Annotated in this window: 23 protein-coding genes and 2 pseudogenes; 20 read left to right on the top strand and 5 right to left on the bottom strand. The window is 59.7% G+C overall.

Features of this window, described 5'->3' with window-relative positions:
• Positions 1 to 455: 455 nt before the first annotated feature.
• From NKG60_RS16970 to NKG60_RS16935, 8 genes are all read left to right on the top strand, one after another.
• Positions 456 to 1,547: an HlyD family secretion protein gene (locus NKG60_RS16970; protein WP_352975191.1), complete on the top strand. Its 1,092-nt coding sequence runs from the start codon at positions 456 to 458 to the stop codon at positions 1,545 to 1,547.
• 23 nt (positions 1,548 to 1,570) lie between these two features.
• Positions 1,571 to 3,157: an MFS transporter gene (locus tag NKG60_RS16965; protein ID WP_352975190.1), complete on the top strand. Its 1,587-nt coding sequence runs from the start codon at positions 1,571 to 1,573 to the stop codon at positions 3,155 to 3,157.
• A gap of 310 nt (positions 3,158 to 3,467) precedes the next feature.
• Positions 3,468 to 6,863, top strand: a complete 3,396-nt coding sequence (locus tag NKG60_RS16960; RefSeq protein WP_352975189.1) for a PAS domain-containing protein — start codon at positions 3,468 to 3,470, stop codon at positions 6,861 to 6,863.
• Positions 6,864 to 7,253: 390 nt separating this feature from the next.
• On the top strand, positions 7,254 to 7,895 hold the full coding sequence (locus NKG60_RS16955; RefSeq protein ID WP_352975188.1) for a response regulator transcription factor: 642 nt from the start codon (positions 7,254 to 7,256) through the stop codon (positions 7,893 to 7,895).
• Between the two features lie 2 nt (positions 7,896 to 7,897).
• Positions 7,898 to 8,275 (top strand): response regulator, encoded by a 378-nt coding sequence (locus tag NKG60_RS16950; protein ID WP_352975187.1) that lies wholly within the window; start codon positions 7,898 to 7,900, stop codon positions 8,273 to 8,275.
• 2 nt (positions 8,276 to 8,277) lie between these two features.
• Positions 8,278 to 8,970 (top strand): response regulator transcription factor, encoded by a 693-nt coding sequence (locus tag NKG60_RS16945; protein WP_352975186.1) that lies wholly within the window; start codon positions 8,278 to 8,280, stop codon positions 8,968 to 8,970.
• A gap of 384 nt (positions 8,971 to 9,354) precedes the next feature.
• Positions 9,355 to 10,347 (top strand): alpha/beta fold hydrolase, encoded by a 993-nt coding sequence (locus NKG60_RS16940; RefSeq protein WP_502912311.1) that lies wholly within the window; start codon positions 9,355 to 9,357, stop codon positions 10,345 to 10,347.
• A gap of 140 nt (positions 10,348 to 10,487) precedes the next feature.
• Positions 10,488 to 11,237, top strand: coding sequence for an SDR family NAD(P)-dependent oxidoreductase (locus NKG60_RS16935; protein WP_352975184.1), 750 nt, complete (start codon positions 10,488 to 10,490; stop codon positions 11,235 to 11,237).
• Positions 11,238 to 11,525: 288 nt separating this feature from the next.
• On the opposite strand, the gene NKG60_RS16930 is transcribed toward NKG60_RS16935, so the two are convergent.
• Complete coding sequence (locus NKG60_RS16930) at positions 11,526 to 11,750, bottom strand: DUF680 domain-containing protein (protein ID WP_352975183.1); 225 nt, start codon at positions 11,748 to 11,750, stop codon at positions 11,526 to 11,528.
• Between the two features lie 367 nt (positions 11,751 to 12,117).
• Here NKG60_RS16930 and NKG60_RS16925 point away from each other — a divergent pair, with 367 nt between their 5' ends.
• The 8 genes from NKG60_RS16925 to NKG60_RS16890 all read left to right on the top strand — a co-directional run bounded on the left by NKG60_RS16925 (position 12,118) and on the right by NKG60_RS16890 (position 17,165).
• On the top strand, positions 12,118 to 12,909 hold the full coding sequence (locus NKG60_RS16925; protein WP_352975182.1) for an alpha/beta fold hydrolase: 792 nt from the start codon (positions 12,118 to 12,120) through the stop codon (positions 12,907 to 12,909).
• Between the two features lie 64 nt (positions 12,910 to 12,973).
• A complete protein-coding gene (locus NKG60_RS16920; protein ID WP_352975181.1) occupies positions 12,974 to 13,732 on the top strand; it encodes an SDR family oxidoreductase in 759 nt (252 codons plus the stop codon).
• A gap of 81 nt (positions 13,733 to 13,813) precedes the next feature.
• Positions 13,814 to 14,212 carry a cupin domain-containing protein gene (locus tag NKG60_RS16915; RefSeq protein WP_352975179.1) on the top strand — a complete coding sequence of 133 codons (399 nt, stop codon included), beginning with the start codon at positions 13,814 to 13,816 and terminating at the stop codon, positions 14,210 to 14,212.
• Positions 14,213 to 14,252: 40 nt separating this feature from the next.
• On the top strand, positions 14,253 to 14,900 hold the full coding sequence (locus NKG60_RS16910; RefSeq protein WP_352975178.1) for an HD domain-containing protein: 648 nt from the start codon (positions 14,253 to 14,255) through the stop codon (positions 14,898 to 14,900).
• Positions 14,901 to 14,959: 59 nt separating this feature from the next.
• Positions 14,960 to 15,397 carry a CBS domain-containing protein gene (locus NKG60_RS16905; protein ID WP_352863399.1) on the top strand — a complete coding sequence of 146 codons (438 nt, stop codon included), beginning with the start codon at positions 14,960 to 14,962 and terminating at the stop codon, positions 15,395 to 15,397.
• Positions 15,397 to 16,344: a sensor histidine kinase gene (locus NKG60_RS16900; protein WP_352975198.1), complete on the top strand. Its 948-nt coding sequence runs from the start codon at positions 15,397 to 15,399 to the stop codon at positions 16,342 to 16,344. Before NKG60_RS16905 ends, NKG60_RS16900 begins: the two co-directional genes overlap by 1 nt.
• A gap of 52 nt (positions 16,345 to 16,396) precedes the next feature.
• Complete coding sequence (locus NKG60_RS16895; protein WP_352975176.1) at positions 16,397 to 16,699, top strand: GNAT family N-acetyltransferase; 303 nt, start codon at positions 16,397 to 16,399, stop codon at positions 16,697 to 16,699.
• Positions 16,700 to 16,733: 34 nt separating this feature from the next.
• Positions 16,734 to 17,165: a DUF1810 domain-containing protein gene (locus NKG60_RS16890; RefSeq protein WP_352975175.1), complete on the top strand. Its 432-nt coding sequence runs from the start codon at positions 16,734 to 16,736 to the stop codon at positions 17,163 to 17,165.
• A gap of 95 nt (positions 17,166 to 17,260) precedes the next feature.
• On the opposite strand, the gene NKG60_RS16885 is transcribed toward NKG60_RS16890, so the two are convergent.
• Genes NKG60_RS16885 through petA form a run of 4 tightly spaced genes read right to left on the bottom strand, consistent with a single transcriptional unit; the run spans position 17,261 to position 21,541 of the window.
• Positions 17,261 to 18,169, bottom strand: a complete 909-nt coding sequence (locus NKG60_RS16885) for a pirin family protein (RefSeq protein ID WP_352975174.1) — start codon at positions 18,167 to 18,169, stop codon at positions 17,261 to 17,263.
• Positions 18,166 to 19,713 carry a mechanosensitive ion channel family protein gene (locus NKG60_RS16880; RefSeq protein ID WP_352975173.1) on the bottom strand — a complete coding sequence of 516 codons (1,548 nt, stop codon included), beginning with the start codon at positions 19,711 to 19,713 and terminating at the stop codon, positions 18,166 to 18,168. Before NKG60_RS16880 ends, NKG60_RS16885 begins: the two co-directional genes overlap by 4 nt.
• Positions 19,714 to 19,765: 52 nt before the next feature.
• Positions 19,766 to 21,046 (bottom strand): cytochrome b, encoded by a 1,281-nt coding sequence (locus NKG60_RS16875; RefSeq protein WP_352975172.1) that lies wholly within the window; start codon positions 21,044 to 21,046, stop codon positions 19,766 to 19,768.
• A gap of 18 nt (positions 21,047 to 21,064) precedes the next feature.
• Complete coding sequence (petA, locus tag NKG60_RS16870) at positions 21,065 to 21,541, bottom strand: ubiquinol-cytochrome c reductase iron-sulfur subunit (RefSeq protein WP_352975170.1); 477 nt, start codon at positions 21,539 to 21,541, stop codon at positions 21,065 to 21,067.
• 1,161 nt (positions 21,542 to 22,702) lie between these two features.
• Here petA and NKG60_RS16865 point away from each other — a divergent pair.
• The 4 genes and pseudogenes from NKG60_RS16865 to NKG60_RS16850 all read left to right on the top strand — a co-directional run.
• Positions 22,703 to 23,089: pseudogene (locus NKG60_RS16865) on the top strand (DUF3788 domain-containing protein); the annotation flags it as partial.
• A 72-nt stretch (positions 23,090 to 23,161) separates the two neighbouring features.
• On the top strand, positions 23,162 to 24,079 hold the full coding sequence (locus NKG60_RS16860; RefSeq protein ID WP_352975169.1) for an NADP-dependent oxidoreductase: 918 nt from the start codon (positions 23,162 to 23,164) through the stop codon (positions 24,077 to 24,079).
• A gap of 594 nt (positions 24,080 to 24,673) precedes the next feature.
• Positions 24,674 to 25,432 carry an SDR family oxidoreductase gene (locus NKG60_RS16855; protein WP_352975168.1) on the top strand — a complete coding sequence of 253 codons (759 nt, stop codon included), beginning with the start codon at positions 24,674 to 24,676 and terminating at the stop codon, positions 25,430 to 25,432.
• Positions 25,433 to 25,948: 516 nt separating this feature from the next.
• A pseudogene (locus tag NKG60_RS16850) lies at positions 25,949 to 26,360 on the top strand (cupin domain-containing protein).
• The last annotated feature ends 181 nt before the right edge of the window (positions 26,361 to 26,541 follow it).

Raw genomic sequence — 26,541 nt, 5'->3', positions numbered from 1 at the left:
CCCTACGAGTTCATCTGCAAGGCATGGGCTTCCCAGCCCGAGCGCTTCACTCTCAATCCGCTCCAGCAAATGCCGGGACTAAACAGCTAGGAAGCGTGGACATTGATCCGAAACAGCCGATCAATCTCTCCGGATCCTGGTCCACGCGCCAGACAAAATAAGTAAGCGCTCGCCATGTGATGGGGCGGTTTGCCTCTTGTGCTTCTGAAGTAACCTGTGCCGAGGTGCAATACGAACTACCGATCGGGCGAGTTGGGATGTTCATTGGTGTGATAGCCGCGAGACCATGAAATCCGCGATCGTTCGGCAGCTCTGCTTGGTGCAGAACCGCAACTCGACGGAGACATTCTCGTGAAAGCCTATCACGCACCGAGGCTTGCAGCCCTACCGACCATCTCTCTCTCCGGGAGCTATCCCCTCGATGGTGCGTGCATTGACTTGGGGTCGAGGTGATCATGAGCCGAGCCCGCAAGATCGCAATCGCCATCGTTGCCCTGATGGTGATACCACCGGCGGCAATTTGGAGCTGGCGGTGGTTGACGATCGGCCGATTCGAGGAAGCGACCGACAACGCTTACATCCGCGGAGACATCACTAGTATCGCTCCCAAGCTGGCGGGCTATGTGGTTGAAGTCACCGTGGACGACAATGCCAGCGTTGCGAAGGGGGCTGTTCTCTTTCGCATCGACGACAGCGACTACAGGGCCAAAGTGATCCAGGCGAAGGCCAACGTTGCAGCGCGGCACGCGGAAATCGCCAACATCGCGGCGACCCGAAAACTCCAGGACGCGTTGATCGCGCAGGCTGAGGCGCAGAAGCAATCCGCCGCGGCTGACCTGCAGTTCGCGCGGGCCAACCTGAACCGCTACGTGACGCTGCAGAAGAACGGGACAGCAAGCGATCAGAAGCTGCAGGATGCACAGGCTGGCCATGATAAGGCACAGGCATCCCTCGACGGCGCAGAAGCCAATCTATTGGCTCAAAAGCTGAAGCTTGACGTGCTGGATGCGCAATTGTCCGGCGCGAAAGCAGCCCTGTCGCAGGCGCAGGCAGCGCTCGATCTGGCTAAGCTCGACCTGGACAACACAATCGTGAGAGCTCCGGTCGAAGGAATCGTCGGCAATCGCCAGATCCGCGTCGGCCGCTATGTCACTCCGGGAGCGGCAGCCTTGGACATCGTTCCTGTCAACGACGTCTGGGTCGTCGCCAACTTCAAGGAAACCCAGCTGAAGCAGGTGCAGATCGGTCAACCTGTCCGCATCAGGGTCGACGGATATCCAGATCTGGAAATCGCCGGTGTTGTCGACAGCTTCGCACCCGGCAGCGGTGCTGCATTCAGCTTGCTGCCGCCGGACAATGCCACCGGAAACTTCATCCGCGTTGTCCAACGCGTGCCGGTCAAAGTCAGGATGACGCGCAACCCGTTGCCCGGCCGTCTGGTTCCGGGGCTCTCGGCTCGCGTTGCCATCGCCGTTAGTGCCCGGGATGCGGCTATTGCGCTGGAAACGCAGCCCGGCGGAACCGCCAACGGACGCTCGGTACAGTGACGCGTCTCGCTGAAGAGGGAGCCATGCAGCATCATCTCGGCGCACCGTTGCGCGCCTCGCTCATCGCGACAGGCATTGTGCTGGCCGCCCTCATGGACGCGGTCGCATCCACTGCTCTGTCCATCGGCCGGATCGACATGCTTGGCGACACCTACGCAACACCGGACGAACTGGCGATGGCCGACGTTTTTTTCATCGCGGCCAAACTGACGGTTTTCCTTGTCGCGCCGCTTTTTGTCAGGGCAGTCGGGCCGACCGCCTGTTTGCGGGCAGGGATCGTCGCCCTTTTGCTGGCATCCGCGGCAATGACGTTCTCGGTTGACCTCACCTGGATTGACATCTGCCGCATTGTCCAGGGGCTGGCCGGCGGCACAATTCTGGTCGCAGGTCAGACTCTGCTGTTCTTCCGGTTCCCGCACAGAAATCAGCCGGTCGTCCAGGCAATTTTCGCTGTAGGCGCCGTGATGGCTCCGGCGGCCGTTACGCCTGCCCTAGAGGGCTGGCTCGTCGACCATCTCACCTGGGACTGGATATTCCTGAGCAACATTCCCCTCGGCATCGCCTCCCTTGTCCTTCTGGGGGCGGACGGCGACCGGACCTACTGGCGTGAAACCAGGCTTCCTGTCCTTGAGGTCTTGTCGCTCGGCCTGGGTGTCGCGCTTTTGACCTACGTCCTGCTGCAAGGCAACAGGTTCAACTGGTTCGACGACACGGATATCACCCTGCTCACCACCATCGGCATCGTGGCCGTCGGCTTTCTGGCTATTTGGGAAACCGGTCTCCGTTCAGAAGGCTCACTGCTGGCTGTTTCGCCACTCGGTAGTCCGGACTTCCGTTTTGGCCTGCTCGTCAGCATCATCGCGGGCTTTGCTCTTTCGGGCAGCGCCTATCTCATCCCGGCTTTTGCCCTCAATGTCCTCGGTTTTACGGCCACGGGGGCAGGAGTGCTTCTGCTACCCAGTGGGGCCGCACTCGCGCTGGGGCTTCTGTTCGCTGGCTTCGTCATCGAAAAGACCGGAATTCACCCGATTGCGCTTGTCCCGTTTGGGGTTTTGCTCTTCGCCGGAGCCATGTGGCTCCTATCCGGTTCGACCAGCGCGAGCGGCTCATCGGACCTGAGCCTTCCTTTGTTTCTGCGGGGATTCGGCCTGGGTCTTCTGTTCGTGGCGTTGACGCTGGTTACGCTGCGGGGACTTGCCGCCGATGCGCTGCCGTTCGGCATCGGCCTGTTCGGCTTCGGCAAACAGGTGGGCGGTATGACCGGAACAGCCCTTTTGCAAACGTACATTGATCATCAAAATATCCACAACCGAACCATACTGGCTGCCCACCTCGTGAATGGCGACGCGGCCGTGGACCAGCGCCTGCGGGCCACCGCGAACGTTCTGCTGACAAACGGTATGGACAGTGCCACGGCGACGAAGGCCGCGCTCCCGCTGCTGCAGCGCGCCCTTGAGAGGCAGGTCGCCACGATCTCGTTCGATGAAGCTTTCTTCGCGCTTGTCATGCTGTTCGCGGTCGCTGCGCCCTGTCTCATTCTCGCCAAGCAATTCCTCGGCCGCCGTGCTGGCCGGCCGAACCGAACAGGCTTCACACCCCAGGGTCTCTAGGCCATACACATTGGAACTTATATTTGCCGGAGGGGCTCCCGGTTTGGCTTGCGAGCGGTGTCGACCGGACGAGATAGGGTGGGGAATGCAGGGGCATTCCGGGTCCGCCGTGCGGCAGACGAAGCGGGACGCGAGATGAACTGGCCGCATCGTCCTGGTCTCCGGGCGATGCATGGATTTCCATGAGATGCGGCTGGGGCGCGGCGGGTTTATTATGGGCTGCGAGTTCGTCAGCCCAGATTCCAGCTGCTGAGAGCAAGTGCTATACGGAGAGCCGACAAGGCTTTTGTGCGTCCGTCAGGAGCAGCCGATGACGACAGCATCCACCTCGCTTAGCGAAACCGAGTCCGAACCAACGCGCGCGCTGAAGCATGGGTTGGACCAACCCGGATTTGGATCGCAGGGAAGGGGTCGACCTCTCGCGGCAAATGAACCAGGCTTGCCTCCCGGCAATGTTGTCAGCGATCTAGAAACTAGCAGTTCCTCTGGTGTCTGGGCGCATCGCCCTCGATCCTTGCATCTAGGGCTTTTTATCGCGGCCTACGTCTTGGGCTGCGGATTCGCTCAGTCGCTCGCGATCGTACCTGGAACGGGCATCTCCATTTGGCCTCCGAGCGGGCTTTTCATCGCCACGCTCCTCATTGCCTCCAGGTATAGCTGGCCGTGGTGGATGCTGGCAGCCTGTGTGGCTGAACTGACCAGCAATTTGCTGTGGTTCCACACTCCGTTGCCTGCGGCCTTCCTCATCTATACCGGCAACGCTCTTGAGGCGGTGGCCGGGGCATGGCTCGTGAACCGGGCCTGCAAGCGCCCGCTTCGGCTGGAAACCATGCAGGAAGTTCTCGCATTCGTCGTATTGGCCGCTGGAATCGCGCCGGTTGCAAGCGCGACGGTGGGAAGTGCGACGCTGGCGTGGTTTGGCATTCAGTCACAGAGCTTCGCCGCGGCTTGGCCTCTATGGTGGATCGGCGACGCGACCGGGGTCCTGATCGTGGCGCCGCTGGCGCTGGTCGTGTTCCAGAACTGGCGCGGCAAGGCCCGGCTTTCGGCCGCGCGATGGATCGAAGCTTGCGTCCTGGGGCTGATCTTCCTTGGCGTTGCGGTCCTTTCCTTGAGCGGTTACCTACCCTTCGCCTACATCATAATGCCGCCTCTTCTTTGGGCCGCGGTGCGCTTTGAGTTCAGGGGCGCCGCTGTCGCCTTGATCCTGCTTGCGCTGATCACGGCGGTATTCACGGTATCCGGCGCCAGTCAATTTGCCGGCGATCCCGGTTCCCAAAAGAACAACCAGATCATGCTGCAGCTTTTTCTGGTCATTTCGGCGTTCTCGGCTCTGATCGTGGCCGCCATTTCGCGGCAGCACCAGCAGGCGGTGCTCACATTGCACGAAAGCGTCGAGGCATTGAGACGAAGCGAGCGGCAACTTCAGCAGATGATCGATGCCGTGCCGGTCCGCATCTGGAGCGCCATGCCGACGGGCGGGCCAGCCTACTTCAACAAGCGATACCAGGACCATTTCCGTTCCGTCATCGCGAACTTCGAAGATCTGGGCGAGCCGCGCATCGATGAGTTACTGCAGAGGCTGATCCATCCCGAAGACGCTCCCGGAGTGCAGTGCACGCTGTTGAATAGCTTCGAGACCGGCGATGGCTCTACCATGCGGTTTCGGTGGCTTGAAAAGGATGGCTCTTATCGCTGGGCGGAATGCAGGGTGGAGCCCCGGCGTGATGAAAACGGCGCCGTTGTGCAATGGTACGGCGTTTCTCTCGATGTCGACGACGAGGTGCGAGCGCAGGAGGCATTGCGCGAAAGTGAGCGACGCCTTCAGCAACTCATCGACACGGTGCCCGCCTTGATCTGGAGTACGACACGGGAAGGAACGCCATCCTATGTCAATAAGCGGTTCACGGACGTCACCGGGGCCACTCTTGGCGACATCATCGCCCCGGACGGCTCGCCGTCCCTAAGTGTGATCCATCCAGACGACATCGATACGGCGCGGCAAGCGATCCGCCATTCATTCGCAACGGGCGTGCCTTACGTGCAGAGATATCGCCAACGGCGCGCCAACGGCAACTATCGCTGGACCGAGACTCGCGCGGAGGCGCTCCGCGACGAAGATGGCCATATTCTGCAATGGTACGGTGTGAGCGTCGACATCCACGATCTGGTGACCACCCAGGCTGCGTTGCACAACCGAGAGCAGGCGCTCTCGCAACTCGTCAACATGGTTCCGAGCTACCTCTGGCGGCTGTCTTCGAACGGCGAGCCGACCTTCTTCAACAAGCGGCTGATCGATTTTCTCGGCCTCGACATAACGGACGCGGAGATGCCGGACACGAACCGGCTGGCGGCCTTCATAGCCACCGTCGTTCATCCCGACGATGCGCCCAGCCTGCGGGAAGCACTCAACAGTTGCTTCGCCACGGGCGAGCGCTTTTTCATGAAGTATCGCCTGCGTCGTGCCGATGGCGTTTACCGCTGGATGGAGGGCCAGGCGGAGCCGCTGAGGGATGAGAGCGGACGCATTGTCCAGTGGTACGGCCTTACGCACGACATCGACGATCAGCTACGAGTCGAGGAAGCGCTGCGCGAGAGAGAGCGCGCGCTTTGGCAACTCGTAGAAACGCTGCCGGCAATGATCGATTGTGCCGCGCCGGATGGCGAGCCGATGTACCGCAGCCAGCAGCTCCGCGAATTTCTCGGCTACAACCTCGAAGAACTGGACGAAGCGGGAAAATCGCGGCTGGCCGGCACACTCGAAGCGGGTGTTCATCCCGACGACTTGGCCGGTGTCAAGGAGAGATATGCCCATTCCTTGACCACAGGCGAGCCTTACGCGCGAAGGCACCGTCTACGGCGCTTCGATGGCGAATATCGCTGGGTCGAAACGCGAGCTGCACCGATGCGCAACACTGAAGGGGCCATAGTGCAGTGGAACGTTATCTGCCTGGACATAGAAAACGAGGTGCGTGCACAAGAGCAGCTTCGACTGGCGCAGGAGAGACTTGCACGCGCGAGCCAGGCGGCGAGCCTTGCCGAACTCTCCGCATCCATAGCTCATGAGGTGAACCAGCCACTGGCCGCGATCGTTGCCAACTCCAATGCATGCCACCGTTGGCTGTCCGCCGACCCCCCCAATCTCGACCGCGCGAAGATCACAGCCGAGCGCATTATCCGGGACGCCAACTCGGCGGCAGATGTCGTTGGCCGCATCCGCGCCTTGTTCAGGCCGTCCCTTGAAATGAGAACCAGCACGCCGATCCCCAGCGTCATTGACGAAGCGCGTGACCTCATGGCCGAGGAAGCCATGCGGTGTCGCGTTCGCGTGGATATCGACGTCGAAGGCAACCTCCCGCTAGTCGCGTTCGATCGCGTCCAGATCCAGCAGGTGCTGGTCAATCTTATTCGCAACGGCATCGAGGCGATGCACGCCGTTGCCGGTGACAAGGTTCTTGGGATGCGTGTACGCCGGACAGGGGACACAATCCAGATTGAAGTCAGCGACTCCGGCCCGGGACTTGAACATCCCGATAAGATATTCGACCCGTTCTTCACGACAAAAGGACAAGGAATGGGCATGGGACTCGCGATCTCCCGTTCGATCATCGAGTCTCATGGCGGACGCTTATGGGCGGAGAACCGCGTTCCGCATGGGGCGAGGTTCGTCTTCACGCTTCCGGTTGAAGCGAAGGCTGCACCATGATCGGACGACCGCAATAGTCTTGGTCATGACCCCGAGCGCATCCGAGACGAGGGCACTGATTGCAGACGCCTCCTCGCTCGCTCGTATGAAGCGATTGTTTCGCGCGGCAGCGCTTGGTTTTCATTCCGGTTCTCCAAAACGGGTGTGTCGGCCAGTCCGATGGAAATCCATGCATGGATTTCCATGAGATGCGAATGGCGTGTAGCGGGACTAGGATAGCGCCATGAACATCCGCCCAAATCCAGCCACTGATAGAAGGTGCTATGCGGAGCACCGACAATCTCAAGCCTTTGTTGGTCCACCGGGAGCAACCGATGGCGGTGCTTCTCAAACACCCGTTCGGCCTTTCGATCTCGGCATTCTCGCGTCCGTCGATGCGAAAGTCGCGTCATGACTACGGACGAGCAAATTGTCTTCATCGTGGATGACGATCAACGCATCCGCGAGGCGCTCAGCGAACTGCTGGTTTCGCACGGCATGCGCGCCATAGCCTTCGGGTCGGCTGGTGAGTATATCAATGCCGATAAGCCGGATTTGCCTGCCTGTCTCATCCTCGATGTCGAGTTGCCGGATATCAACGGCCTCGATCTGCAGAGACAGATCGCGGTAGGCGGTCATCCGCCGATCGTTTTCATAACAGGACATGGCGATATCCCATCCTCGGTGCGTGCGATCAAGCACGGCGCGGTGGATTTCCTGACCAAGCCTTTCAGCGATGCGGACCTTATGACCGCAATCCATGCGGCGATTGCCCAGGATCGGGAACAGAGATCGCAGCGCGCCGGACTTGGCGTGTTGAAGCAACGTTACCTCGAGTTGACGCCGCGCGAGCGCGAGGTGCTGCCGCTGGTGGTGAGTGGTCTGCTCAACAAGCAGGCCGCCGCTGAACTCGGAATCAGCGAAGTTACGTTGGAAATTCACAGAAGGAATGTGATGCAGAAAATGGGCGCCGCGTCGCTTGCCGACCTCGTCCGCATGGCGGAGCGACTGGAAATACCGATCACGCACTCGCGCCGATCGGGAGGGGGCTGAACGTGAGCAAGCGAAGGCCCGTCGTGGCGGTGGTTGACGACGATCCGAGGCTGCTTGAGTCGCTGGAGGATCTTCTGGAGTCCGCCGGCTATATCGCTCGCGGCTTCTCGTCGGCGGGATCGCTGGTCATCAGTGGGTTGTCGGACGTGGACGTGCTCATCACCGACATCGGGATGCCCGGCATGGACGGCTTTGAGCTTCGTGACCTGGTCAAGAGGGCGCGTCCGAACCTTCCGGTATTCCTGATTACCGGCCGGCATGAGCTAGCGGATCAGTACCGCGCCAAAGGTATCAGCGGGTTTTTCCGCAAGCCCTTCGATGGCCAGGCCCTGCTTGTGGCGGTGGGTGACGCTTTACGCAACCAAGAAACCGAGGGATGATCATGACAGTTGACCAGCCGCTCCAGCGGAGATCGCTATCGTCGGCGCCGCAGCGCAGGAGTAAAGCGGAGCAGCCGCTCGTCATTATTGTCGACGACGATGCGTCTGTCCGCGAGGCGCTATCGGAATTGATCCTGTCGGCGGGTTTCGAGCCAGTTTGCTTTGCCTCGACCCGCGAGTTGATCGACGCCGACATTTTGGACAGCCCCGGCTGCTTGATCCTCGACGTGCGCATGCCAGGATCGAGCGGCCTTGATCTGCAGCAGCATCTTGCGAAAAACGGCAACCCCAAACCCATCATCTTCCTTACCGGGCATGGCGACATCCCGATGACTGTCCAGGCGATGAAGGCCGGCGCCGTGGACTTTCTCACCAAGCCGGTGCGGGACCAGACGCTGCTTGATGCCGTCATCGCGGGTATTGCGATGGATGCCAAGCGGCGGGCGGATGCCGTGATTGTCAAGCGCAACATCGAGCGCGTTGAAACGCTGACGCCACGCGAGCGTGAGGTTCTGCATGAAGTGGCGCGCGGACGCCTCAACAAGCAGATCGCCTTTGACCTCGGCATTAGCGAAGTGACGGTCAAGCTCCATCGCGGCAATGTCATGCGCAAGATGGAAGCCGCTTCCATCGGCGAGCTGATCCGGGCATGGGAGACACTGCCCGCGCCGATGCGACAGGCCCACGCGACATAGATCTCTGCCCCAACCTTCCTGCAAGTATGATGCAGGGACAGCCGATTGATCGCGGATTTGCGCGGGTCCACTCCACCGACATTTATCCAGCGATGACGCTTTGGCGGTTGCTGCGTCAAATCGGTGCCGCACAGGCTTGGGGGCAGCGTAGACCAAGTAACCGCCGAGCCTTTTCTCAGCGTATCTCTCCTACACCTTGGCATCGCACGACAGACCCTTCCGTAGAATAGGTTTGCAGGCCGGATAAGCGCATCCTCTTCCTCGCAAGCCATCACGATCGTCGAGTGTCGCCCGCTCCTTCGCTCACCCCTCCCCGAAAGCGACCATGCAGGTCGGATCGATGATCGTGATGGTGAGCCAGTTGTTGAAGGCCAAGCATCAGGGATGGACACGATGAGCAGGGATGGACTTTTCACGATTGGCGCATCCCGCCGTGACGTCTTGGTGGGCGGATTGATCCTCGCCGCTACGGCCGGACTGCCGGTCGCTTCGCAATCTACCGCGGGCCGAAAGCCAAACGCCGCCATCCACCAAAAAGGCAAAGGAACCAGGACTATGAGCACAATCACGACCAAGGACGGCACCGAAATCTACTACAAGGACTGGGGCAGGGGGCCGGTTGTAACCTTCTCGCATGGCTGGCCGCTGAATTCCAACGCCTGGGACGGGCAGATGCTCTTTCTTGCCCATAACGGCTTCCGAGTGGTTGCACATGACCGGCGTGGCCACGGCCGCTCCAGCCAAGCTACGTCCGGCAACGACATGAACGGATATGCGGACGATCTCGCAGCGGTGATCGATGCGCTTGATCTGCGGGACGTCACGCTGGTCGGACATTCCACCGGAGGAGGTGAGGTCGCTCGCTATATCGGACGGCACGGGACGAAGCGGGTGTCCAAGGCTGTCCTTATCGCCGCCGTCCCGCCAATCATGGTGAAGACGCCGGCCAATCCGGAGGCTCTGCCCATCGAGGTGTTCGACAGTATACGGGCTGGCCTCCTCAAGGATCGCTCGCAGCACTACCTGGACCTCGCGCCGTTGTTTTATGGTGCAAACAGGCCAGGCGCCAAGGTCTCCCAGGGGATTCTGGATCAGTTCTGGCTCTGGAGCATGCAGGTCGGTCTCGTGAACGCATATGAATGCGTCAAAGCGTTCTCCGAAACCGATTTCACCGAGGACCTCAAGAAGTTCGATATGCCGACGCTGATCCTGCATGGCGAGGACGACCAGATCGTCCCGGTCAAGGATTCGTCAGTCAAGTCGGCGCGGCTGATCAGGGGCGCAAAGGAAGTATATTATCCCGGTGCGCCCCACGGGATCACAGCCACGCACCAGGATCAGGTCAATGCCGACCTGCTCGCCTTCATCAAAGGATAGCTGGCGATCATGACTACGCGTTGTTGCGTTCAGCTGCGGCCATTCGAGTTCTGGAGACCTCTGGCCGCAGCCTGCACGCCGCGGAAGCGTTCGCCGCCTGCAGCAGGGCCGGCGCCAATCGTTCGGAGGCAAGAAACGACATGGACACACTGTCAGGTAAGATCGCTGTGGTCACCGGCGGAAACAGTGGAATCGGACTATCGGCTGCAAAAATCTTTGCTGCGGAGGGAGCGCAAGTAGTCATCACCGGCCGCCGGCAGCAGGCGGTCGAGGAAGCGGTCGCACAGATCGGGGCAGGCGCGCTGGGCATTCAAGGAGATGTGGCCGATGTGGCGCACCATGATGACGTCGCGCAGCAGATCCGGCAGAGGTTCGGGGCGCTCGACATCTATGTGGCGAACGCCGGCTTAAACACCATCACACACTCGGCCGAAGTCTCCGAGGCAGAATATGACGGGCAGTTTGCCGTTAATACGCGCGGCGTCTTCTTCGGTGTCCAGAAGCTGAGCCCGATCATGCGGAACGGCGGCGCAATCATTGTCACGGGGTCGATGGCCAGCGAGAAAGTCCTGGACGGGCACGCTGTCTATGCTGGCTCGAAGGCAGCGATTAATGCGTTCGCGCGCAGCTGGGCGATCGAACTGAAGTTTCGTGACATCCGGGTCAACGTGCTCAGCCCAGGTCCGGTGGATACGGCTATTCTCGATAAGCTAGGCTTACCGTTTGAACAGCGGGGGCCGTTCGAAAAGGCGATGGCGGAAGCAATACCCCTGGGTCGTATGGGACAGCCGGAGGAGCTGGCAAAGGCCGCCCTGTTCCTTGCCTCGGACGCGAGCAGCTTTGTCACGGGTATCAACCTGCGGGTTGACGGAGGAATGGCGTTGCTCTGAGTCGCGCTTGCTCCGTTGTCCGCCGTCGCCACGCCCTTATTCCACCCACCGGGGTGCGAATCCGAACGCTAGGATCGGCGGTGACGTCGACCGCGTCGCGCTGTGGGAACCGGATCGAAGGCGAGAACGTTCGTCGCGGTGGTACAAATTAAGCCGATACAAGCCGTCACGGACGCTTACTGAGGGATCGGCCGGCAAGAGAAGTCGGTTCACCTCTCAAGGAAGTAACTCAGATACCACGAAGGGCCGAGGTCGCGCCCCGGCCCCTTAATTTTGTGTCGGTCAGGATCAGTGACCCCAGATGCCTTGGCCATATTCGTCGTTGAAAACAGGCTTGCGTACGGTTTTGGGCACGCCGGCATCGTTGTTCATTTTTCTGGTCGAGGAGGTATACGTGTTGTCAGATGCAGTTGCAGGCTTCTGGCCCTCGTTTGATCCATAGTGGTCGCTTCCGGCAATTGCGCTTCCTGCTGTAAAAACAAGAGCGGCGGCAGCAAGAGCTGTCATTTTCATTTTAGTAACTCCATCGTTAGCTTGGTGGTCTTCACCCATCCAAATATAAAGTCTCGCTCCCACGAGACGATTAGACGATCCGGCTGTGTGACCCATACGTTGGCATTGGGCGATGCAAGCCAATGGCAGCGAACAATGTCGTTGACGGGAGGCAGCCTTGCCTCTGCGCTGAACATTCGTCGTGGCAATCGATCATTGTTAGCCACCGCCCGGCACTCTGCAGCGTGCCACCGGTCACCTGGTCTCAGCGATGACCTACCCTGGACCTTGGCATCATATGACTGACCATTCCGCACAATAGGTCGACGCGCGGGGTCGGCGCATTCTTCTGCGCATAGGTCATGAAGGGCCGCAAAGGAGAAAGCAAATGCCGAACATTACTAGGATCCTGGCGCTCGCGGCGGCAGTTGCCGTATCGAGCACCGCGATGGCGCAGCCGGTCGGCCCAAAGGCCAAGCCGACCGTCGTGCTGGTCCACGGCGCCTTCGCCGAGTCGTCGAGCTGGGATGCAGTCATCACGAGGCTCAAACGCGACGGTTATGTAACGATCGCAGCAGCCAATCCGCTTCGCAGCGTCGCCAGTGATGCGGCGGCGGTTTCGGCCATCGTCCGGACGGTTTCCGGGCCGGTCGTTCTGGTGGGTCATTCGTATGGCGGACCCGTCATCACCGAGGCCGCCAATGGCAATGCCAATGTGAAGGCCCTGGTCTATGTGGCAGGGTTTGCACCGGAGACCGGTGAATCGAGCCTGACGCTTTCTGGCATGTTCCCCGGCAGCACTTTGGGCAGTGCGATTGTTCCGGTCGCATTGCCTGCCGGCGGCCAGGACCTCTTCATCCAGGCCGACAAGTTCCGCGCTCAGTTCGCCGCCGACGTCCCGGAAGAGCAGGCGTCCCTGATGGCAGCCACTCAACGTCCCGTCGCGCAGGCAGCTCTGGCTGAGGCCTCGGGCGTCCCCTCATGGAAGACGCTGCCGTCCTACGTGATCTACGGCACGGATGACCGAAATATCCCGGCAGCCGTCATGAGCTTCATGGCGAAGCGCGCGCATGCGGTAAAAACGGTCGTCGTCGAGGGTGCCTCCCACGCCCTCATGGTCTCGCATCCCGACGAGGTCACGTCCCTTATCGAGGATGCTGCTGCATCGGCCAGTCAGTAACTGGCTGAAAACGCCAGCATCCGACCAACAACGCAAATCAAGACGCCCAACCAGGAGATTGGAAATGAAAATCGTCGTCATCGGCGGAACCGGGCTGATCGGTTCAAAGACTGTGGAGAGGCTGCGGAAAAAGGGACACGACGTGCTTGCGGCGTCGCCGAACTCCGGAGTGAACACCGTCACGGGAGAAGGGCTGGCCGCCGCGCTCGCCGGGACGCAGGTCGTCGTCGATCTTGCGAACTCGCCGTCTTTCGAGGAGAAGGCCGCGCTGGAATTCTTCGCGGCGTCCGGACGTAATCTTCTTGCAGCGGAAGCCGCCGCCGGCGTCCGTCATCACGTGGCATTGTCAGTCGTCGGCACCGACCGGCTGCAGGGCATGGGCTATTTCCGCGGAAAATTGCTCCAGGAAAAACTGATCAAGGAATCCGGAATCCCATATACGATCGTCCACGCCACACAATTCTTCGAATTCACGGCCGCCATCGCAAACACCGGCGCCGTCGGCGATACCATCCATATGTCACCGGCGTACTTCCAACCCATGGCGGCCGATGATGTGGCCGACGCAATGGCGGACGTCGCGCTTGCCACTCCGTTGGACGGCACGACCGAAATTGCCGGCCCGGAGCGCGTTCGCATGAGCGAACTCGTCGGTCGCTTTTTGAAGGCCACCAACGACCCCCGCAAAGTCGTCGCTGATCCTGGTGCTCTCTACTACGGTCAAGTGGCAATCGACGATCGAACGCTTGTTCCAGGCGAGAGTGCGCGCATCGGCGCCGTGCATTTCGATGACTGGCTCAGCCGGTACACACCGCCGAAATAAGCAAACAAAAGCTAGCGCCGGTCTTGTGACCAATCGGATCGGCGTTCCCCAGCCATGCATATTCCAACAAGGAGACCAGACATGATCAAGACACTTCTCTGCGCAGCGCTCATTGCCGCTTCCGTCACCGCGGCGACCGCCGATGACGCGGACGTAAAGCTTGTCTACGACCAGGCTCTTCCAAACGTGCCAGGCAAGAGCATGAAAGGGGTGCTCGTCGAGTACGCACCGGGCGGTACATCGCCCGCCCATACCCATCCCAAATCCGCGTTCATCTATGCCACCGTGCTGGAGGGAGCGATCCGGAGCCAGGTCAATGATGGACCGGTGAAGACCTATCGTGCCGGCGAAAGTTTCTCGGAATTTCCCGGCGACCGTCATGCGGTGAGCGAGAACGCCAGCAAGACGGAACGCGCCCGCCTGCTTGCGATCTTCGTTGTCGATACCAACGAGAAGAACCTGACGACATACTCGAAATGAAATCGGGCTGATCGTCGGCCGTAAAGGAAAGGTCACCGACATGGATGGGACTGCCAGGCGCACGCTTGCAGGCGTTTCGGTCCCCGACACGCCGATTGTTGGCCGAGCGATCGAATATGCTCGTCAGCGATGTGAACCCTACTTGTCCAATCACGTCGTCCGATCCTGGCTTTTCGCGGCCAGGATCGGGCAGCTTCAGAATGTCGAGCACGACGCGGAAGTTGTCGCTGTCGGAACCCTGTTGCATGACATCACGCTCAATGGGTCCTTCGCCGGACCTCGCCGTTTCGAGCTGGAAGGCGCCGATCTGGCTCGAACTTTCGTCCGGGACGGGGGCTTCGACGAACGTCGCGCTCAACTGATCTGGGATAGCGTCGCCCTCAACTCGACGCCGTCGATCGGCCTCTACAAGGAAGCCGAGGTGGCGCTGTGCACTGCCGGCATCTGCCTCGACGTCGTCGGCTTGCAGTACAAGCTTATCTCTTCCGCAGAGATGGCAAGGATAGTTGGCGAATTCCCGCGGCTTGGAATGAAGCGGCGGATGACGAGATGCTTTTGCCACATCGCGGATGTCAGTCGCGAAACCACCTACGACAACTTTGCCCGGGATTTTGGCGAACGCTTTGTCCCCGGCTACAGGGCTCCTTCGGCAGTTGATTCCGTGATGAATGCTCCCTTCCAGGAGTGAGGAAAACATCGAACCCCAGCCTCCCGGCTGTGGCCGCGAGGCGCTTTCAGGAGGGCGTCATGCGCATTGACAGTCTGCATCCAATAACGTCGGCCCGCCTCTCAGTGATCGATGTCGACGCTCCGCTTCGCGGTGCCGCACTCTCGCTTTCCAAACCAGCAACAGGCCTGGTCGTCGTGTGCCACGGCAACGGGGAGGCCGCAGGTGTGCTTAGCAAGTCCGATATCATCCGCCATCTGGCCAATTCAGGGCCAACAGAAGCGCCCGTTGCGACGTTGATGAGCCGATCCATCGTCTCTTGCGGTCCCGATGACGACGTCCATTCAGTCTGGCAGACGATGGCCGCGCGGGGCCTTCAGAACGTGCCGGTACTTGGGGCGGACCAGAAGCCTATAGGCGTGCTTGATATCCGTGATGCAATGAAGGCACTCTTCGATCAAGAGGAGCTCCAGGAGCAACTCCTGGCCAACTACATCGGCGGGATCGGCTACCAGTGATGCAGGAGCAAGGCACCGGGCAAGGCCACAGCAGCCCCATCCGGGCGATGCCTTGTGTTCCTCGTGCTCGTCAACATGATCGCTGGGCCCCGCGCCGCGATAGCAAGACATATACCGCGGTATTGCTCGCCCTCTTCCTCGACCCAATCGACCACAGATGCCCTTCATTTAAGCTTCTTCCAGCAACCAAGAGTCGACCGAGCAACCGGGGGAATGGAATGTCACGCCTAAAGGAAGATGTCTTCGACCGGCCTGCCGATGTTCCGCGAAGCGGCCTACCCGTGCAGATATCGACCGCCGGCATTGTTCATGACCTTGGCAATCTCATCCAGGTCGCCTCATCGGCGTTGAACCATTTGGCTCGCGACCCGAACGTCTCGGCGGCTCCAGATCTTGGGCTTGTAATTGCCGGCGCCAAAACGGCCTTGGAACGAGCTGGCGGCCTTGTCAGGCAGACCATCGGCGTAGCCCGAGATATCCACGCCGAAATCGAGCATGCGGACGTGGGCGCCTGCCTGGCTGAGGTCGAATCCGTCGTTCGAAGCGCTTGGGGTGCCAATTTGCGCCTCGAGGTTCGAGTTGGCTCCGATCTGCCTCAGGTAAAGTGCGATCCGATTGGACTTCAAAATGCGGTTCTGAATCTTCTGTTCAATGCACGCGATGCAATGCCTGACGGCGGTCTGATCTCGATCGATGCCGCCTTGGCGCCCGAAAGTTCCACGGGTGGTCGGATAGATGTTCGTGTCGCCGACAACGGAATTGGAATGACCAGCGAGACTATGGTGCGCGCATTCGATCCTTTCTTCACTACGAAACGTGGAGGCCTCGGCGGCGTTGGGCTGCCAATGGTGAAGCGCTTCGCCGAGGAGGCGGGGGGAAGTGTCGACATCGAAAGCGAGCTCGGGTCGGGCACTGCCGTGACGTTGCGGCTGCCCGCAATACGATAGAGGGCCAACGACCGACCAACCTGCCTCGGCAACCACCAATACCGACCAACCAGTGTACAATCGAGAGTTAAAGATGGATACGGAAGTCATCGAGAACACTCAACAGCATCGTTTCGAGTTGTCGATCGCCGATGAACTGTTCGCTGCGGCCTATTACAGGATCGAGAGCGGGAAGATTGTTCTCATACACACCGAAGTCCCGTCGGAGTTTTCCGGACAGGGGATCGCAACGCGATTGGCTCAGGGTACGTTTGAACTGCTGCGCAAAACCGGCCGCAAAGCGATCTTGAAATGCCCCTTCATGAGCCGGTTCTTCGCAAAGCAGCCGGAATATGCCGATGTCGTCGACGGATAGGTACAGGCTGGTTGCGAAAAAGGCATCATCTGAAATGAGCGACGAATATGATTTGCAGAGATTCGTCAGAGCGCAGGACGCTGTCTATGAAGACGCGCTAGGTATTCTGCGCCAAGGAATGATGTGCACTTCCTATATGGAGTTCATCTTCCCAAGGTTGGCTGTCAACCGAAGCGACGCCGCGCCTGCGCCATATGCGATCACATCGCTCGACGAAGCGGGCGCCTATCTCTCATCTCCGATACTAGGAGGTCGTTATCGGGAATGCATCGGGGCACTGCAACGGCTCTCCGGCTCAAGCGCTCACGCTGTCTTCGGTGATGTTGACGCGAAGAAATTACACGCTTCTCTGACGCTGTTTTCCGAAGCGAGCAACGACGAGTTCCTGCTCGAAACCATCTTTGACCTGTGGTTCGACGGTTTGCTCGACGAGGGAACAATGATCGAACTCTACCCGACATCGTAGCGTCGCCAACGAGAGACATTCTTGCCGGCGCTGGGATGGGGAATGGCGGCAGCCAATCTGCGCACCGGTGGAACCGTCACTACCTCATCCCACGCTCAGGTGTCGTCTGGCAGGGGTATGAATTCGTGCTCGCCCGGCACGCCGGGGAAGCGGCCTTCGCGCCAATCCATCTTCGCCTGCGCGATCCGTTCGGCCGAGGAGGAAACGAAGTTCCAGTAGATGTGACGTGGTTCTGAAAGCGGCTCGCCCCCCATCAACATCAGTCTTGCCGCATGAAAGGCAGGCGCCTGGAGCACGATCTCGGTGCCGGGCGCCAGAGCTATCAATTCGGCCTCATGGAACGTCCCGTCCTGGCCGACAATCCCAACCTCGCCGGCGGCAACGTAGATCGCGCGCTCGACATGTTTGGGTTTCACCTGGTATAGCGCGCCGCTCGTCAGGACAATTTCGGCATAGACCATGTCGGAGAAGGTCCTTACCGGCGAGACCAGGCCGTCGGATGCGCCAGCGATCAACGTGAACTCGACCCCGTCGGCACAGATCCTCGGGATTTCGGGAGCGCCGTAATGCGCAAGGCTGGGTGCAATTTCTTCGTACCGGGAGGGAAGGGCCAGCCATGCCTGAGCGCCGAAGAGATTGCCCCCCGACGCTCGGACTTCTGGCGGCGTGCGCTCGGAATGGACGATGCCCGACCCGGCCGTCATCCAGTTGACCTCGCCGGGACGGATGGTCCGCACTTCGCCGAGATTGTCCCGGTGAACGATCTCTCCATCGATCAGGTAGGTCAAAGTCGCAACGCCGATATGCGGATGCGGTCCCATGTCGAAACCGCGACCCGCGTCGAGTACAGCCGGACCAAAATGATCGAACAGTATGAAGGGCCCGATCATCAGGCGGTTCGAGGAGGGCAACAAACGCCGTACCTTCAATCCGTCCGCGAACTCACGGACGCTCGGCTGGATGAGCGCCTCGATGCCTACGATATCGCTTTGGCGGATGGTCATGGATGTTGATCCTTCTGCTTGACCTGTCGGCCAGGCGCTCCAGCATGCTTGAACGGAGCGGCGCGAAAGGCTGCCTGAATGGCTGTAAGGAGCGCGAATTTGGAGCTCGCGTGCTGGTGTCCTGGAATGCCGCTGTCGCCGAAGGCCAACACCCTCGTCGCCAGGATCGCGGCAAGATCTTCGGCCATTTCAGGCCTGTCGAGCAGCAGCGGCGCGATGCTTCTCTGGTCTATCTCATAAACCGCGACATGCGTCATTGCCCGCAATGTCGACTCCTCGCCGATCCCGGCGAGCAAGCCTGTCTCGCCGAAGAAGTCGCCCGGTGCGAGCCGGCCGATTTCCTGGGGGTGAGCATCGTCCTGGCCACGTTGCCGGGCGATGACGCCGGTCCGAACAATCATGAGGGACGGCAGCATTTCTCCCTGCCTTGCAATGATTTCGCCCTTGCGGTAGCTGCGGACCGAGGTCGTCGCGGCAAGCGCCTCCTGCTCGGCATCCGTCAGCGCCGAGAAAATCGGTATGGACTTGATCAGTTCGATCGGGGTGAAGCTGTCAGAGGCTGCCGTATCGTCGGTTGGGCGGCTGTTCATGGCAATCGACGCCGAAAGCGGCTCAGCCAGCAGCATGCCGATTGACTTTGAATGGCGATAGATGAGATCGAAAACTTCGTTCCGAGCGCTAATTCGCTGGTCGAGACTTGCGACGCGAAATGAGAGCTCGACTTCGATTGCCGCAGCATCCAGGCTTCTGATGGCAACCGAAGGCGAAGGATCTTGGATGATCGAATTGCAACTCAGCAGGACGGAACGCATGGTATCCAGGATGATCGCCGGCATCTTCGTCGGTACCACTTTGATCGTCACGGCGAGTCCATGGCTCTCGTCTGGACCGCTGACATTCGTCACTCCGATCCTGGCGAGAAAACTGTTGGGCAGCGCGACGACATTGTGAGCTGGGGTAAGCAGGTTGGTCGACCGCCAATTGGTCTCGACAACGCGCCCTTCTGTTCCGTCACTCAGGACGATCCAGTTTCCAAGCACGTAAGGGCGACCGAGGTTAAGCGCGATTCCTGAAAATACGTCGCCAAGCGTATTCTGGAGCGCCAGTCCCAGGATGACGGCAAAGACCCCCGAGGTGGCGATCAACGTTCCGACTGGCACGGAGAAGACGAACGCCAGGATCGACAGCAGCATTCCGGTGTAGACGATGCCGACCACGACGTCCTGCAGGAGACGTGCCTCGCGCGGCTTTCGCTCGAAGACAAGATAAATACGAACAAATCCGATCAACGCCCAGGCAAGGTGAACCCACCAGAGCAGCTTGACCGACCCGATCAGGATCGCTCCGCCGCTTGCCTCTTCGGCCCCTGCAGGTTCGTACGGGACAACGCGCAGGTCGAGAACGAGAATCGACATGGCAAGGAAAAAGCCAAGCTGGACGATCAGCCTCGCATTGGCGAAACGTCTGGGGATGAGGGCCCAAACGACGATCCCGGCGAGGCCGATCAACACGATGTAGACCAGAGGCGAGTTCCACCAGTTCATGACGGATCCAGATCGAGCATTTTCGCAATATTCAGCGCCCTTCCGACGGATGTCAGATCTCCGGACCGGGCGCCCGCCTCTTGGCCTTGTTCTTTTCGAGGACCGCTTCGGTGATCGAATGCGGTAAAGGACGTGGTTTCTCAATCAGCCCAAGCAGCGGCATGACGATGATGAAAAACGCAAAGTAATAAAGCGTCGCAAGCTGGGACATGACCACGTACGCGCCTTCCGCCGGCTGTGAGCCGAGCCAGCCTAGAAAGAGCGCGTCGGCCACGAATATCCAGAAGAACAGCCTGTACCAGGGCCGATAGACCGCCGAGCGCACCTTGGAGCTGTCGAGCCACGGCACCAGGAACAACACGGCGATTGAGCCGAACATCGCCAGCACGCCACCAAGTTTGGAATCGATTGGTCCCACATTGAAGGTGATGGCCCGCAGGATCGCGTAGAACGGCAGGAAGTACCATTCCGGCACGATGTGGGCTGGCGTCTTCAGTGGGTTGGCTACCGTGTAGTTGTCCGGATGGCCAAGAAAATTCGGCAGATAAAAGACGAAATAGGCAAAGAAAAACAAGAACACGATGATGCCGACCGCATCCTTGACGGTGGCGTAGGGCGTGAAGTCGACGACATCGGCTTTGGATTTCACCTCAATCCCCGTCGGATTGTTTTGGCCGACCACGTGAAGTGCCCAGATATGCAAGGTCACCACGCCCGCAAGCATGAATGGCAGCAGATAATGGAGTGCATAGAAACGGTTCAGCGTCGGATTGCCGACAGCGAAGCCGCCGAGCAACAACTTCTGGATCCAGTCGCCGACCAGCGGAATAGCACTGAAGAAACCGGTGATGACGGTGGCGCCCCAAAAACTCATCTGGCCCCAGGGCAGCACATAACCGATGAAGGCTGTCGCCATCATCAAGAGCAAGTTTGTGCAGCCGAGCACCCAGAGAAGCTCGCGCGGGGCCTTGTACGAACCGTAATAGAGCCCGCGGCAGATGTGGAGATAGACGGCGATGAAGAAGAACGATGCTCCGTTCGAATGCAGGGAGCGAAGCAGCCAGCCAGAATTTACATCGCGCGTGATCTTCTCGATCGAATTGAAGGCCAGCCCCGTGTCGGGAGCGTAATGCATCGCCAGCACGACACCTGTTATGATCTGCGAAGCCAGCATGACCGTGAGAATGCCGCCGAACGTATCGGCGTAATTCAGGTTCCGCGGGACGGGATAGACGATGAAGGAATCATGCACCAGCCGTGGCAACGGCAGGCGGGCGTCAAACCAGCGTTCGATGCCGGTTTTCGGCACATATGTCGAATGTTTGTCGCTCACGGTAACCTACCCCATGCTTCAGCCGATACGGATCTTGGTGTCGGAAATGAACTGGAAAACCGGCACCGCCATGTTCTCCGGCGCTGGACCCTTACGGATGCGTCCGGCGCTATCATACTGGGAACCGTGGCAGGGGCAGAGCCAGCCCCCGAAGTCGCCCTGCTGGCCAACCGGGATGCAGCCGCTATGCGTGCAGACCTGGACCATCACTATCCAGGCTTCCTTATCTGGCGCAGTGCGGTTTGCGTCGCTCGCCGGCGCGTCGGCGGGCAAATTGGCATTGCGGGCGATTGGATCCTTGAGCGCAGTGAGATTGACCGCCTGGCCGTCCTTCATCTCTTGCTCGGTGCGGTTGCGCACGACCACCGGCTTACCTCGCCATTGCACGACCAGCGACATTCCCGGCGCAACCGAGGAGACGTCAACTTCGACGGCCGCCGGCGCCTCGGCGGGCAATGCGGCGGCGCCGGCTTGAGGTTCGGAAAGGTCGGCCATGACGAGGACTCCTGGTGTTGGAAAAAGCTGCTTCACTGCGTCGGCGGCATCGGGCAAAGCCAGGGCACGGCATGGCTTTTCAAATGCATTGCGTCGGGTTGAAATATGCCGGCCGTGGTGGGACGTGAGCCATCGTGCCTAGGGCGCGTTCGTCCAATACTTTTGGTCATGATTTACTGAGCGAAGGACTGGCCGGACCGTTGAGGAGGCCATGAACGGTCGCCGGTTTCTGAATTCTCCGGTTAGCGTTCCTCAGATCCGGCATTGTTCACGCCGCAATCACAGAACAATCGCTCAGCCCGATCATACCTCGGCATAGGCACGTCTGGCTGTCGGTGTGGTGGCCGTCCCTCCCCGGCAGATGCAAGTTTCCTGATGCAATCGTCTTGGAGGTAGCTGGCAAGGATCGCTAGCGCGTGGGCCATGCAGGCTTCCGCCCGGACAACAACAAATTAGCGGAATGTCATCTGCGTTCGGAAAACAACTGCACGCACGACGAAATTGACGACGGTTAGCGCTGCGGCGATGGCAGTTGCTGACGCCAGTTTCGGCGCACCTGCGCTGGCTGTACCTTGGTAGCAGATTCTATCGAAGTTGAGACAAATCGGGTCGTGTACTCGTGAAAGTTCATGTTGTTTCGGGGCCGCCGTCCGCAGATAGCGCATCGTCGTGCGAGCGCTCTCAGATTTGGAGAATCGATATGAAGATTGTAGTCATCGGTGGCTCACATTACATTAGAGCGAGCACTGTCAAGAAGTTACAAAGCAAGGGCCACGAGGTTGAAGCGGCGTCCACGCCCCGCGGTGCCAATACCTACATTACAGACTATCGCGATGCTGGCTACGCTGGCCAACCTCTGAGGTGCCGCCTCGTGTATTTAGGGTCGCTGATTCATGAACTGTGGCGCCAGGGACGCGCATGGCGCAACAAACTTAACGCTCACTTCTAGAGTCGTGCACCCGAGTAGGTATCAATCCCAAGCGGATAGAGGCATTTGCCCCCAGTTGCTCATAATGATCTGATCGGCAGTATTTTGTTTCGCTGCAAGTCCTCGCAGCCGATGTCGCTCCATAGCGGCAGGGAAATCGCGTTCCCGAGCGCAATCTCTTCGACCAAGCTGCCGATCAGCTCTCGGCCCGTTCCGGTCGTTCCGAGATGCACGTCCGAAAGGCTATCAAAGAAGTCTACCCTGGAGTTTTCGCGCCGGACTGGCTCTACGGTGGCAAAAACCGCGGCTGGTCCCTGCGCTACAAGAAGACCAGGCGTTCTGCACCTTGGTGCCGGAATACCGGCGGTTTTCGGCTGTCGTGGTCATAGGGGGAGCAGAACGAGAGAAGTTTGAGGAGCGGCGTTATGTCTGGCGCGCGCAATTGGTCAAGCTCTACGATGAAGCCAAAACATACATTAGACGGGAAATGGCTGACGATTGCCATCTCATCGGCAGATGATCTGCATGATGTGACGGAGCTTCTGACGATGAAGCGCCCGCCAGATGTCTCATCGGCATCACACGGCAACTCAACATCGAGGCCGTCGCGGAAGGCGTAGAACCGTTAAAGATCTAAGACCTTCACGCCTGCAATTTACCCCGACCAACACATCACTGAGGAGACAATTCCCATGAAAGCGATCGTAGTGACGGACGAGGCTGCAGGAACGGCCGGGATGAAGATGGTGGAGCGGCCCCAGCCGCAGGCGGCAATAAACGATGTCGTCGTAGGGGTTTATGCGGCCGGATTCGTCAACACCGAACTGGAGTGGCCTTCGACCTGGGCCGATCGAGCCTTCCGTGACCGGACGCCGTCGATCCTCGGCCATGAGCTGGCCGGTGTGGTCACCGCGCTCGGCTACGGCACGACGGGGCTTTCAATCGGTCAGCGAGTGTTCGGCCTCGCCGACTGGCATCGCGACGGCACGCTCGCCGAGTATGTCGCCATGGAGGCACGCAATCTCGCGCCACTGCCCGGCGACGTTGACTTCACGGTGGGCGCGAGCCTGCCGATCTCCGGCCTGACCGCGTGGCAGGGGCTGTTCCAGCACGGCCGCCTTCAGGCGGGGCAGAGCGTTCTCGCGCATGGCGCTGCCGGTGCCGTCGGTTCGATGGTGGCGCAGCTTGCAAGGGAGGCCGGAGCCTATGTCATCGGCACCGGACGCGCCGCCGACTGCCAGAAGGCGCTCGACTTCGGTGCAAATGAATTCGTCGACCTCGGAAATGACACGCTGGAAGACGTCGGCGGTGTCGATCTGGTGTTCGATGTCATTGGCGGCGACATCCAGAAGCGGTCCGCAACGCTGGTCCGGGCCGGAGGAACGCTTGTGACAGCCGTCGGACCAACGGATATTCGACCTGCAGACGGCCTGGCGATTGACTTTGTCGTCGAGGCTGATCGAGCCCAGCTTTCTGAGATAGTTCAACGAATCCGGGATGGACGACTGCGGACGAACATCGGCAAAGTCTCGAGCCTGGACGATGCCGTCGCCACCTTCAACTCGACCGAGCGACGCACGGGAAAGACGGTTATCCGCGTTCGTCCGTGAGGATTCGAGGAGAATGAAGGTATTCGCAGCCCTCGCACCTGCAACTGGCAGGTTCCCGCGCGCGCTCCTTAGTTACCAGATGCAAACGGCGGACAGTGTGATTTCGGCTCCTGCTCTGCCGTCCGTCGGAAACCGAACCAATGGCGGGTTCCGGCGGCCACCGAAACGCCCCGAACGGCGACAACAAGGCCGTGAGCCGAACGGCGGCTTTAACTCGTCCCTCGGCAATAACCGATCGGACAGCAAACGGCCCCAAAGCTGCCTGACCAGAATGCGCCTCAGCGCGGTCGAAGAGCAACTTGCGGCTGGCCGAAGCGGCCTCTCGGCCGACCTCAATGGTGATGGCCCCTGACCGCTCCCGGGCGGCATGCCGGCTTAGCTAGAACCTCAAGTCGCTGTCTCCCTGCTGACAAGAATCCCCATTCGACGGATGCATTCGTCCTAGACCTTCGCATCGCATGACAGATGCTTCCGGTCGATAGCCTGGACCGGCAGCCCCGGTGCACTGTCTCGAACGAAGACAAGCGACGCGCCCGCCACTTGGCCGCCCGATCAGAAAAATCGAACCTGAATCACGAACCGAGGAAGTACGTCATGAAGATCGTTGTTATTGGTGGAACCGGACTGATCGGCTCGAAGACAGTCGAGAGGCTGCGTAGGAAGGGCCATGACGTGCTCGCAGCGTCACCTAACGGCGGCGTCAACACGATCACCGGCGAGGGTCTCTCCGAGGCGCTTGCGGGAGCGCAGGTCGTCATCGACCTGGCGAATTCGCCCTCTTTCGAGGACAAGGCCGTTCTGGAGTTCTTCGAGACCTCTGGCCGGAACTTGCTCGCAGCAGAAAAAACCGCGGGCGTGAAGCACCACATCGCCCTTTCGATCGTGGGCGCCGAGCGTCTGCCTGAAAGCGGCTACATGCGCGCCAAGATGGCCCAGGAAAGACTGATCCGAGGCTCCGCAATCCCATACACGATCGTCCACTCGACGCAGTTTTTCGAATTCCTGAGCGGCATCGCCCAGTCGGGTACTATCGGGGACATCACGACAGTTCCGAATGCCTATTTTCAACCAATCGCGTCTGACGACGTCGCGGACATCATGACGGATGTGGCGCTTTCGCCACCGGTCAATGGCGTGATCGAGATTGCAGGCCCAGTGCCGATCCGCATGAGCGATCTCGTTGCTAGATTTCTGAAGGCAACGAACGATCCGCGTAAAGTAACAGCGGATCCCCAGGCACGCTATTTTGGCACGGAACTTAACGATCGCTCCCTCATGCCAGGCGATCATCCGCGCATCGGTGCAACGGACTTCCAAGACTGGTTCGGCCACGCTCAGCTCCAGCGGAACTGATCTGTGATTTGCGTGCCGCTCGACGCATCGGTTGCCTCAAGATCGGATCTCCGTTGAGTAACCAAATAAGTTGCTCCCAATTTACCACGAAAGTTCAAGCAGCGTGTAAGGCAGGTAAAATGACATACCGCGTAAAAAAGGAGCGGACGCAAACGGCTACTCTGTCTTCTTTGTCTACAAAGACGAGAAATATGTCGCCGGCCCCTGGCCAAAAGACTGGCAGGCGTCGCGTTTCATCGAAACATTGACTGAGGGCCGCTACATGGCAAAAGCCGACAGAACGGCTGTAATGCGGGGCCGAAGAAGCAACGGCAAATTGGTTTTGCGCGATCAGCGCGAGGACCAACCCCCGCTTCTTTCCAGCCAATGCCTTGGCCGACCCAGCGCGGCATAGCTCGCCTTCATCAGGTCATAGGCTCACGCCGCTCCCCCCCCGGCAAGAGCCTGATCGCCGGCCGCTCCTCCCATCGGCCGGCGATCCCTTCTTCACCTCATCGCAAACAAGGAATCAAAGCTATGATTAAGACCATCCTCTGTACCGCTGCTCTTGCAGCTGTTTTTGCAACCGGGGCCAAGGCTGACAATTCTTCAGGCGCAAAGGTGACTATGGTCTACGACCACCAACTCCCGAATGTGCCCGGCAAAGAGCATGCGTGCCGTGCTGGTCGAGTATGGGCCTGGCGGTAGCTCCCCGTCACATACTCACGCGAAGTCGGCCTTTATCTTCGCAACGGTTCTGGAAGGCGCGATCCGCAGTCAGGTCAATAACGGGTCAGTGACCACCTATCGGACTGGCGACAGTTGGTCCGAGTTCCCCGGTGATCATCACGGCGTCAGCGGAAATGCCAGCACCACCGAGCCTGCTCGATTGCTTGCCGTGTTCGTCGTCGATACGAACGACACAAACCTGACGACATTCGAAAAGTGAGGTCGACGGAAGGTAGGGCGATCTCGGAGGACTTTGATGCACATCCAACAACTCAACGCGCTGACAAAGGCTCGCCTTATGGTGATCGAGGCCAACTCGGCGGTGCAAGCCGCGGCGCTTTCGCTTTCGAAGCCTGGCATTGGCCTTGTCGTTGTATGCGGCGAAAACGGAGCGGCGGCTA

It is taken from the genome of Mesorhizobium sp. M1428, from assembly GCF_040317515.1.
Classification (GTDB): domain Bacteria; phylum Pseudomonadota; class Alphaproteobacteria; order Rhizobiales; family Rhizobiaceae; genus Mesorhizobium.
This window is presented reverse-complemented; position numbering and strand designations above follow the sequence as displayed.